This is a genomic window from Mycobacterium sherrisii (genome assembly GCF_002102355.1).
Lineage (GTDB): Bacteria > Actinomycetota > Actinomycetes > Mycobacteriales > Mycobacteriaceae > Mycobacterium > Mycobacterium sherrisii.
The window spans coordinates 1-9,579 of record NZ_LQPT01000087.1 but is presented as its reverse complement, the minus strand read 5'-3'; the positions used below and the strand labels follow the sequence as shown (position 1 = coordinate 9,579).

Here is a 9,579-nt window from a genome sequence, read left to right as displayed (position 1 = left end):
GCCACGTGAGCGATCGGACGATCAGCGCAACGGGCCACGAGTCGACGACGGCCTTCAACGGACAACGGGGCATTACCGTGGGTCACGGACGGGTTCCTTCGGTAGTCAGGACGAGGGGTTTGGCGATTTCTCATCCTGCCGCCGAAGAACCCGTCCCCCGAACACCTCAACCCGTGTCGGCGTCTACAACCTCATGACCCGCAACAGTTAGTTGTCCGTCCGTCCGGCAGCTGGTCCAGGACCTCGTGGGTGAGTGTCGGGTGGCGAGCCAGCTCGCGCAGAACCGACTGAACGTGAGACTGGCGGATCCACACGAGACCACTGTTGGGGCGCTGCATCGCGGTGAGCGCGTCGATGATGATTTGCAGTTGCGGTGCGATCAGGCCGGTCTCGTGGTTAGTGAGTAACCACTGGGCGGTCTCTTCGAGCACGCAGCGCTGGCATCGTCCGCCGCTGTAGAGTTCAGCTTCGGCGCCGCATCCGACGCAATCGACGTTGAGCCGGACGCCACTACACCGCCGGCAGGCGGGCCGGTCATCGATGATGCCGGGCAGCACGCCTTCGTGCCCGCAGGAGCAGATGCCGGTCGTTCGTTTAGCTGCTTGGTAGCAGTATCCACAGATCGATCCATCAGGCCAGTTGGCGACCGGCTCGTAGTGGCTTCTGCACCGGGCGCACGCGATCGGCCAGCGCTGCGGATCTTCAGGTTTGCGGGGGCGTGCCACCGTCGTCCTGGACGATTCGAATTCGCTTGGCTACCGGGTTCCCCGGCTTTACACCTAGATCGCGTGCGCTTGGCGCGTTTGCTGACGCGGCTGCTTGCATCTCGACGTAAGGCTCGAACAGTTCGTTGGGTGTGCAGTCGAAGATGTCGCAGAGCGCGGCGAAGGTCCGTGACGGAATACGTTGGGGTTCACCGGTAACCAGGCGGTAGACCTGCGCGTCAGAGAGGTTGATGCCGCGTGAGCGCAGCAGAGGCCGCAGCTCGGTGGACTTCCACAGGTTGTGAGCCGCCATGACCCGGCGCAGATGCCAGTGAAAGCCGATGCGGCGCTGTTCAGCCATCGGCGTCTCCCATTCGGAGTCGTCGCGCGATCATCTGTTGAACCACTCTCTGCTTGAAGTCCGAACCCACCGATGTGTAGAGCGATGTCGTGGATGCGAACGAGTGCCCGAGCTGCTGCTGGACGAACAACGGGTCGTAGCCGGCCTCGATCAGATGAGTGGTGAAGGAATGGCGCAGCGCGTGCAGGCTCAGTTCCGGCGGCAGACCCGCTCGCTGCCGAAATGCGGCAAAGGACCGGCCTAGAGCGCTGATCGTCAATCGTCCGCCGCGCTCGCTAGGCCACAACGCGGGGGAGCGCTCGGCAGTGCTGAACAGCTGTCGGCCTTCGTCGCACCAGTACTGCAGAAGTTCGACGGCCCAGCCGAATTCGGGCGACGTCAGCACTGTTCGCCGGCGTGGACCCGAGCCCTTGGTTCCTTTGGCCCAGCGCACCGTCAGTGCACCGTAGTTGCCGTAGGCGGGCACATGCGGATTCGGCCCGAAGTCGGTCAGATCAAGCATGACCAGCTCTCGGCGCCGAAGCCCATATGCATAGCCGATCTTGAATGCGATCGAATCGCGCAGCGCGGTCAACCAACGCTTCGAACCGGTGCGATGTGCGTCGTCGACGAAGTCGTCGATGACATCAAACATATGTTGCAGCTCGGTTTTCGTGAACGCTCGCCGTTTGGGCGAGACCGCATCATCGGTGGTGTGCTGCGGGGTGTTCCATTCAAAGCAGATTTGCGACGGAACGTCACCGAATTGCTTCTCGCAAAACGCAACCCAACCGTATCGACTATCGCTGACGTAAGAGCAGAACATCGAGATCGCATTGCTATATGAGCGCAATGTCGACAACTCGATCGGTTTCTCTTGCGACCTCAGGTCCGCTAGGAATTGGTCAACATCAAGTGGACGCCACCGCCACGGATACTCGTTGGTGAATTCGACAAATCGCGAAACGACGCCGCACCGACCCTTGATAGTGTCGTTGGCCAAGCCGCGCGCGAGCATCTGAGCACGCCAGCCGTCAAACATCGCATTGAGCACCGTCTCGTCAGCTCGGAGCAGCGAGACGTCGTCGAGCCTCAAAACCTGCGGAATGAAACCCGGCAACTCGTCAGCCATGTCGGCAACCATCCGAGATCAGGCTGACGATCGACCAGACCCGTAGCTTCAAAAGCCCAGCGCCCCCATATAATTCGTCACAGTGACGTATTGCAGGCGGACTGGCGCAGGGAGGGATGGGTAGTGGGCTGCCGGCTATGGCGCCGAGCGGTCGGGGCTCGCTCAAGATTTCACCTAACACCCGAATCATTCACTAAGTGATTGAAAGATACGCCAGCCTCGGCCTCCACACAACTACCGTAGCGGTTCGTTCGGGGCTGGAGGCGTCGGAACAGCGCCGCGAAGTGCGCAGATGGGCCAATCGTCAACGGGTGCGAGCACTTTCATCTGATGCAACTCGCAACAGTTGGGTGCCGATAAGCGACATTATGTCAAGTAGAAGTACCCCTAGAGGGTGCTGCCTACCGCAGTCACGCCAGACCGCGCCTATGCCCTATCCGTCTCGATCAGCGCACGCAATTCTTCGGCGATCTCATCGACGAGTAGTCGCCCTGGCCCTTCGTAGAGGTTCTGCGAACCCGGTCCGGATCGCTGCCAGGAACCCCGCTTCGACGGGTACCTTTCCCCGAACAGGATAATTACTTCTTCGGGCGGCTTCTTGGTCAACTCGGCTTGACGGGAATGCCAGATCAGTCCCTGGAGCGGCGGATCGTGATTCTGCGCAAGCGCTGTGATGGCCAGGCGCCGGGTGCACGGATAGTGCTCGGCTGGACTCGAGATCAATTGGCTGCGCGTGAGATTCAGCCGCGTCAGCTCCGGATCGCGAAGGTCACCCAGCATGGCATCGGCCGGCACCTCAATATGCGCCAACAGCTTCTCGTGCAGATGCGCGTCGTAGGCGATCATGCTGCCCAACTGGTGCACGTCGTGAAAGACTGACTCGAGCAGCACTCCTGTAGGGGACGCGCCGAGATACATGTGTGACAACCGCTTTCCGGTGATCGGGTCGTCGATCGGTGCGAATCGGGTGTCACCCCAGCCTGCATTGAATTCGTCATAGCCCCACTTACCGTCGTACACGCGGTAGAGTAGCTGGCCCGTGTCGAGGGCCACCGTATTCAATCTGGGCAACGCCGCGACTACGCCGCATCCGGCCGAGTGAGGGCACACCAGATCATGTGGCGGGGGCGTAGCGCTCACGTCGAGCCGACGTTCTAGGCGGCCGCACCCGCGGCAAAGCGCTGGGCTGCGCGCAGCGCACGCGCTGGATCAGTCGTTGCGACGCGCTCTGGTACCTCGCCGGAGAGAAAACTAGTCGGGCTGGTCAGCCACGTCCATAAGGACCAGTCCCGCACTCCCCCTTCGGCAAGTGCTGCCAGGATCGGGGCCAACTCGGTGCGCAGCTTGCCGTGCTCGTCGAATTGAAACGCCGGTATCAATGTCCTGCCATCATGGTCGACGGTGAATAGTTTGTGCACTTGACGGCGTCGCGCCACCCACGTTCTGGTGTTGGACTCCGACGACCCGCGCTGCTCACTCAGTGATGTGTAGGTGTGAAAAGGCGTCGCGAGCAGCGCGTTGCGGTGGGTGGCCAAACGCTTCGCCTGCGACAGGGTCGCGGCGGGCGTCAGGCTAACACCATGGCCCATCAGCGCCCGAAGAAGCCCTTCGCGGGACGCTTCAACATGCTCGGCCTGCAGCGTGCGGATAGCGTTGAACAGTTCAAGGAACTCACGGACGTGGGCACCACCCTGCGGGTCATGCACAACAGCGTTGCGAACTTGCCGCAGAAACCAGTCATAGGCAGTGAGGCCGATTGCCTTGTATTGGCCCTCGGTTCCTCCGAAGAGATTGAGGAGCTGAAGCGCCTCGGTGAGTTCCCGTCGGGTGACGCCACGGATCTCTAGTCCATCGTCCACCTCGGCGATATCGTAGTCTGGCATCATGTAGCAATTGTAGCACCTGCCGCCTATACCGTCAGCTCGCTACACTGACTTCGAGAACACCGTGCCTTCGTGGCCACCGCCTCGAAAAGCGATCGCGGCCGCCGAGCCGGCAAAGCCACCGCCGCACTTGCACCAACCGGTTGTGTCGCACGCAACGCTGTGGCATGGCGAACGGATGCCCCGGCCAAGGGGCTTGGGTCCCCTGTGACGCACGAGCTGAAGCTGCCCATATGTAACCGTCGAACAGCAACTCGCCATGCGTGCGGGTTGTCCGGATCAGTGATCTCCGGGCGCTAACTCATCGTCAGGGCCGTGCCCACGGCGACGCTAATCACCACCATGAGCGACACCAAAATCACCGTCATCGACGCGCCCACAATCTCTTTTTCCGTGAGGCGCCAGCCCGCTTTGCCGACACGAACGGTGCCCCGCACGGGTGCAAATGCGTTAATTGCCGTGACCGCCAAAAGAAGATCGTTCGCGTCGTTCGCATCTTTCTCGATTGCCTCATGCGCGCCGATTGCGGTCGTCATATGAACCCCCAGGATTATGGTCGCCACTAGGCGTTATCTCCTATCGCCACGGTAAGAGTGCGAGATCAACGTTGCAGCAACGTTCCCTAACGGTCGGAGCACAACCTCCCCGCTCTGGGAACAACGGACCATGCGAAGCGCCCGTCTCCGCGATGACGCTCGTCATTGCGCTGGCCACTCGGCGATTCTGACGGCATGAGACCGGTGCTGGCACGCTCGAATACGACGGAATCGAACATGCACGGTTACCGGTAAAGTACGCCAGCTTGCAACGTGGTTCTATGAACGCTTGGCGTGGATCAACGTTCCCGAGGCGTCGGTATGATGGTCGGCGTGCAGGGGCCCCGTGCGTCGAATATCCGCTGGCGCGCGGAAGGGGCGCCTGATGCCGCGCCGGCTGTCGACCACGAACGGTGTGCGGCAACGGCTGATCGACACCAGGCAGGCGTCGTGGGACCGGTGGCGCATTGAAGCCCGGATGTGTCAGTTCGAGCGTGCGTTGAAGGCTGGTGAGTCGGTTGTGCTGTCCGGGAGTGCGGTTGCGCGCGCCGCGTTGCCTTGCGGGGCGTGCGCGGGAGCGGCTGTACCTGTTGGATGAGTTCGACCAGATCCGCGAGTACTTCGGCGATGTGTGAGTGTGCCGGCGCAGGTTCGGCCTGGGATAGATCACCTCTCAGCGATCGGTGGCAAGTTGCTGCCTGATTTCTTCACCGAAGATCGCAACGAGCTTTGGGACGCGCTGCGCAAGCGCGGGCGGGTCGTGTTTATCGAGGACAGCGCGTTTATGAATGGCTATTGCCTCACGCGGGCCGATGACGTGCTCGCAGCGCTGCGCAACCCGGAAGTGTTTGCGCTTAACCCTGTTTTGGATCGGCCGGACCATGCACGCTGGCGCGCACTCTTGCAGCCGTTATTGAATTCCCCCGCGGTGAAACAGATGCAGCCCGCGTTGCAAGATCAGGCCGCAGCGTTGGTCGAAGCGATCACCCCGCAGGGTAGTTGTGAGGTGATCGCCGATGTTGCGGAGCCATTTGCGGCTCAAGTTCTTCTCACAGTGTTGGGGTTGCCGCCACAAGACTCGGATAGGTTGCTGCGCTGGGAGAAAGCGCTTTGGGCAATCCAGCGGGCGCCTCTGGCCGCAGTCAAAAGGGAGGATTTGGAGCAAAAAGTTGAGATGCTCGCCTATTTGGCGCGGGCTTTCGCGCAGCGTCGTGCCAGCCCCGATATTGCCGGTGTTATGTCCCGGTTGGTTGCCGGTGACGATGGGTTCGACGACGATGACGCGTCCGCGGTAGTTGAGATGCTGATCGCCGCGGGCTTTACGCCGTTTAGGAGCGCGGTGGGTTTCGTGTTTCTTGACCTTGCCCGCGACCCGCGGCTATGCGCTTCGCTCCGCGAAAACCCCACCGGGATTGGGGGATTCGTCGAAGGCGTGCTGCGCCGCGAGCCGCCGGCCCCGGTGATTATCCGCAGAGCCGCCCAGAGCGTCACCGTGGCGGGTGTCGAGATACCGGCAGGGGCCCGGGTCGTGCTGTGCGTAGGAGCAGCCATCCAAGAAGACATGGCGGACGGCCACGGATCGCGGGCGGACTACTGGGCCTTCGGCGGAGGCCCGCACCGCTGTGTGGCCGTCAGTCTGGCGAAAACAGCGTTGACTGTGTTGGTCAGCGAATGGTTGAACACTATCCCCGCGTTCGGGTTAGATGCTGAGTCCGTGCCGCCGGTTATCCTCGATGCGGCGGTCCGGCTGTCGAGTTTGCCGTTGCGCTGGCATTAAGTTAGACCGCGGGCGGGTATTGCCGTAGCTGCCGCGCCGGTCGCCAGTTTCAGTTCAGCACCGCGCGACACACAGTCCAGTCACGGCCGCCGCGCCCGCTGCCGTGAGTGCGGTAGTAGCCGACCGTAATGAAGTCTTCCGCTCCCCTGCCAAAGACGCGTTCCGTCCCAAAGGACTTCTGTCACGGCCGCCGATGACTCGCACTATCTGCGGATAAAGTGTTGCGGCGCAGGATATCTGGGTCCGCCATATACTGGGTTTGTGGGAAAGCATGTGGGAGCGTTAAACGCATTCGAGCCTGCCGAATCGACCGAATCGCATCCTCGTCGCGCACTTCATGCTCGCCGGGGTCATCGGTGACACCGCCAACCACAACCAGCAGTTGGAACTTGGGGACCTACTAGCCGATGTCTGGGCCTCAAACATGTTGGCCGTTAGCGCACAATCGCACCACAGCATCCGGCTTGCAGCGGCGGATGCGTACGACGATTGGCCTTCTGACACGGCACTGGTCGCCGGCCAAGTCACCAGCACCGCGTCAATCTTTTGATGCGAATCAACCGTGCGAAGACGTCCGATACACGCGCCGCGGCAAGCAGGCTTTTGCCGGCGTCGACCGAGTCCGCACGGATCCCCGGGCCGCGCCACTCGCCTGTCGGACAAACACGAGGAGTTAAGGATCGATGAATCGTAGCTGGACGATATGCGTCGCGGTCGGAGTCACAGCGGTCGTTGCCGCGTGCGCGTCAACACACCGGCCCGTACCCGCCTCGAGCACGACCACAGCCAGACCGCAGGTTCGGGTGCCCGACCCAGTCAAGGTGCCGGCGGGCAACCAACTCGCTGGTTCGTTTGCCGGTCGCGGGCAGCAGATCTACCGCTGCACTGACGGTGCGTGGACGCTGGTACAGCCGGCGGCGATCATCACCGATAATGGCAGCCCCATAGCTGTGCATTCCCAAGGCCCGGTGTGGATTTCGACGATCGATGGTAGTGAGGTCGCCGCAGCGCCGGTTCCTCACGCCGTCGTCACTCACGACGATGCGATACCTGAGCTGCTCTTGAAGGCCACCGAGAATCATGGTTCCGGGCGGTTCGGCGCGATCACCTACGTTCAGCGCCTGGCCACCACCGGTGGGATGGCGCCACCCGGCGGCTGCACCAACGGCGCCTGGATCGGGATCCCATATTCCGCGTCCTATCTTTTCTATACCGCGGGTTGAGCTTTGCGCGGTGATCACCCTACCTGCTAGCGGTCGCCTCGCACGCCGGCACGAAGGCGGGGACTTTTACCCCTGCATCTCCGTCGAGTCGAAACGCGGTGCATACCCGGGCGGTCCAGGCTCCCGTTACGGACGTCAACTCAACTCAGTCCATGTTCGGCTTTGAGAATGTCGCCAAGCCGCTCACCGATGATGACGCACGGCGCCATTGTGTTGCCGCTGGTGATGCGCGGCATGATGGACCCGTCGGCGATCCGAAGCCCCTCGGTCCCGTAGACCTTCAGTGCCCCGTCGACCACTGCCATGTCGTCGCGGCCCATCTTCGCCGTGCCCGTCTGGTGCCAATAGCTGCTGGCCCCATTGCGAATGAAGTTCTCGAGGGCGTCGCCGCACAGATCCCCCGGCATCACCTCCCGAGCGGTGAACGGACGGAGCGGCGCCGAATTACCGATCTCACGGCACAGTTGCACGCTGGCGACGGCGGCGCGCATGTCATCGCTGTCGGCAAGCATGTTGGCTTCGATGAGCACTGGGTCGGCTGGGTTGGGCCCCGCTATGCGGACGCGACCACGGCTGCGGGGCCGCAAGACCCCGGCGCACATCGTCCATCCATGTTCTGGCAGACCGTATCTGACGACATTCTCGGTACTCGCCAGCGGAAACTCCCCGACACAGATCTGTAAATCGGGCTCCTGGGATTCGGGTTCGCTGTGCCAAAAGACCGTGACTTCGGCGCCGTTGTTGCGTAGCTCGATCGGAGTGGAATATTCCCAGACACAGTCGATACGAGGGTGATCCTGAAAGTTTTGGCCCACACCCGGGAGGTGCCCGACGACCGGAATGCCCCACCTTCGCAAGGCGTCAGCATCGCCCAGACCCGACTGCATCAGGAGTTTGGGTGTGTTGATGGCACCAAGGGACACAACTACTTCTCGAGTCACGAAGACGCGATGGATGGACCCGGCGTGCGTGAACTCCACACCGGTGGCCCGGTTACCGCTGAAGATCAGTCTGCACACCATGGCGCCGGTGATGACCGTCAGATTGGGCTGGTGCAAACGTGGTTCGACGTAGGAACCGAAGATGGATTGACGGATCCCGTTACGGATGCGCACGTCGAGGATGGAGGCACCTCCCGCTCGCTCCATCATTGCGCCATTGTGGCTGTCGTAGATCGGGATCCCGACCGACTGAGCACCATCGATGACAGCGTGTGCGATCGGACTGGCGTCGCGGGCGGGCTCGACGAAGACCGGGCCGCCGACGCCGCGGCGATAGGGATCCGGCATTCCCTGCCAATCTTCGACGCGACGGTAGATTTCAAGCACGGACTCGTAATTCCAGGCGCAGTCGCCGGCCTCGGCGGCAAAGTGGTTCCAGTCGCTCTCGTGCCCGCGCGCCCACGCCATTACGTTGATGCTCGACCCACCGCCGAGAACCTTGCCCATATTCAGGGGGACTCTCCGTCCGTTGAGATGGACGTTCGGCTCGGAGTTGAATCCCCAGTCCCGGTCGCTTCCGAGATTCAGAGGCCATTGGGCCGGGTCGGTGACGGCTGGGTCATCGGCGGTACCGCCCGCCTCCAGCACGAGCACGGTCGCCTCGGGATCACTGGCGAGCCGCGCGGCGACCACCGATCCCGCAGAGCCACAACCGCAAACGACGAAATCGTATGCGGGGGCGACCTCGTTTGCCGTGATCCCCCGCAACTTGTTGTCGACCAGCATGCGATCGAGCGTCCGCCGAGGTCGCAACACATGTTTGCGTCCCCGCGCACGATTCTTGACGCGGCGCGTGCATTGCCGGTCCACACCGTGCGAGCATGAACTTTTGCCGTTGCCCTCTCGTATTGTTGCCGTGGAGACGGCGATGTCGGGTGCTCTAGCAGATCCCAGCGGGCGGGTTGCGTCCACCAAGGTGGTGTACGAGTCGGACCTGATTCTGGTGACCGGCGTGTCGTAGCCGAGTGGATGAAGGTCATCGC

At 62.2% G+C, this 9,579-nt stretch carries 8 protein-coding genes and 1 pseudogene; 2 read left to right on the top strand and 7 right to left on the bottom strand.

Translation table 11 applies throughout. From position 1 onward, the window contains the following. Positions 1-206: 206 nt before the first annotated feature. The 6 genes and pseudogenes from AWC25_RS17740 to AWC25_RS17715 form a co-directional block, all read right to left on the bottom strand. A pseudogene (locus AWC25_RS17740) lies at positions 207-725 on the bottom strand (Fis family transcriptional regulator); the annotation flags it as partial. Further along, positions 703-1,065, bottom strand: coding sequence for a helix-turn-helix domain-containing protein (locus AWC25_RS17735; protein WP_085167190.1), 363 nt, complete (start codon positions 1,063-1,065; stop codon positions 703-705). The gene AWC25_RS17735 and the pseudogene AWC25_RS17740, both read right to left, overlap by 23 nt. Further along, complete coding sequence (locus AWC25_RS17730) at positions 1,058-2,176, bottom strand: tyrosine-type recombinase/integrase (RefSeq protein ID WP_085167191.1); 1,119 nt, start codon at positions 2,174-2,176, stop codon at positions 1,058-1,060. Before AWC25_RS17730 ends, AWC25_RS17735 begins: the two co-directional genes overlap by 8 nt. A gap of 426 nt (positions 2,177-2,602) precedes the next feature. Further along, positions 2,603-3,229: an RES domain-containing protein gene (locus tag AWC25_RS17725; protein WP_158089761.1), complete on the bottom strand. Its 627-nt coding sequence runs from the start codon at positions 3,227-3,229 to the stop codon at positions 2,603-2,605. Positions 3,230-3,330: 101 nt separating this feature from the next. After that, positions 3,331-4,062, bottom strand: a complete 732-nt coding sequence (locus tag AWC25_RS17720; RefSeq protein WP_069402940.1) for a hypothetical protein — start codon at positions 4,060-4,062, stop codon at positions 3,331-3,333. A gap of 293 nt (positions 4,063-4,355) precedes the next feature. Next, positions 4,356-4,595, bottom strand: a complete 240-nt coding sequence (locus AWC25_RS17715) for a hypothetical protein (RefSeq protein ID WP_069402941.1) — start codon at positions 4,593-4,595, stop codon at positions 4,356-4,358. A 691-nt stretch (positions 4,596-5,286) separates the two neighbouring features. On the opposite strand from AWC25_RS17715, the gene AWC25_RS17710 reads away from it, so the two are divergent. After that, complete coding sequence (locus AWC25_RS17710) at positions 5,287-6,372, top strand: cytochrome P450 family protein (protein WP_142278914.1); 1,086 nt, start codon at positions 5,287-5,289, stop codon at positions 6,370-6,372. 803 nt (positions 6,373-7,175) lie between these two features. Next, entirely contained in the window at positions 7,176-7,595 is a 420-nt protein-coding gene (locus AWC25_RS17700; protein WP_198166755.1) for a DUF3455 domain-containing protein, read from the top strand. 140 nt (positions 7,596-7,735) lie between these two features. Here AWC25_RS17700 and AWC25_RS17695 read toward each other — a convergent pair whose 3' ends face one another. Further along, a complete protein-coding gene (locus tag AWC25_RS17695) occupies positions 7,736-9,322 on the bottom strand; it encodes a GMC family oxidoreductase (RefSeq protein WP_276048808.1) in 1,587 nt (528 codons plus the stop codon). Between the last annotated feature and the right edge of the window lie 257 nt (positions 9,323-9,579).

Bases quoted from the DNA above. Each gene is read 5' to 3' on its own strand.
- AWC25_RS17735 (WP_085167190.1), bottom strand. From the start codon at position 1,065: ATGGCTGAACAGCGCCGCATCGGCTTTCACTGGCATCTGCGCCGGGTC.
- AWC25_RS17730 (WP_085167191.1), bottom strand. From the start codon at position 2,176: ATGGCTGACGAGTTGCCGGGTTTCATTCCGCAGGTTTTGAGGCTCGAC.
- AWC25_RS17720 (WP_069402940.1), bottom strand. From the start codon at position 4,062: ATGATGCCAGACTACGATATCGCCGAGGTGGACGATGGACTAGAGATC.
- AWC25_RS17715 (WP_069402941.1), bottom strand. From the start codon at position 4,595: ATGACGACCGCAATCGGCGCGCATGAGGCAATCGAGAAAGATGCGAAC.
- AWC25_RS17695 (WP_276048808.1), bottom strand. From the start codon at position 9,322: ATGCTGGTCGACAACAAGTTGCGGGGGATCACGGCAAACGAGGTCGCC.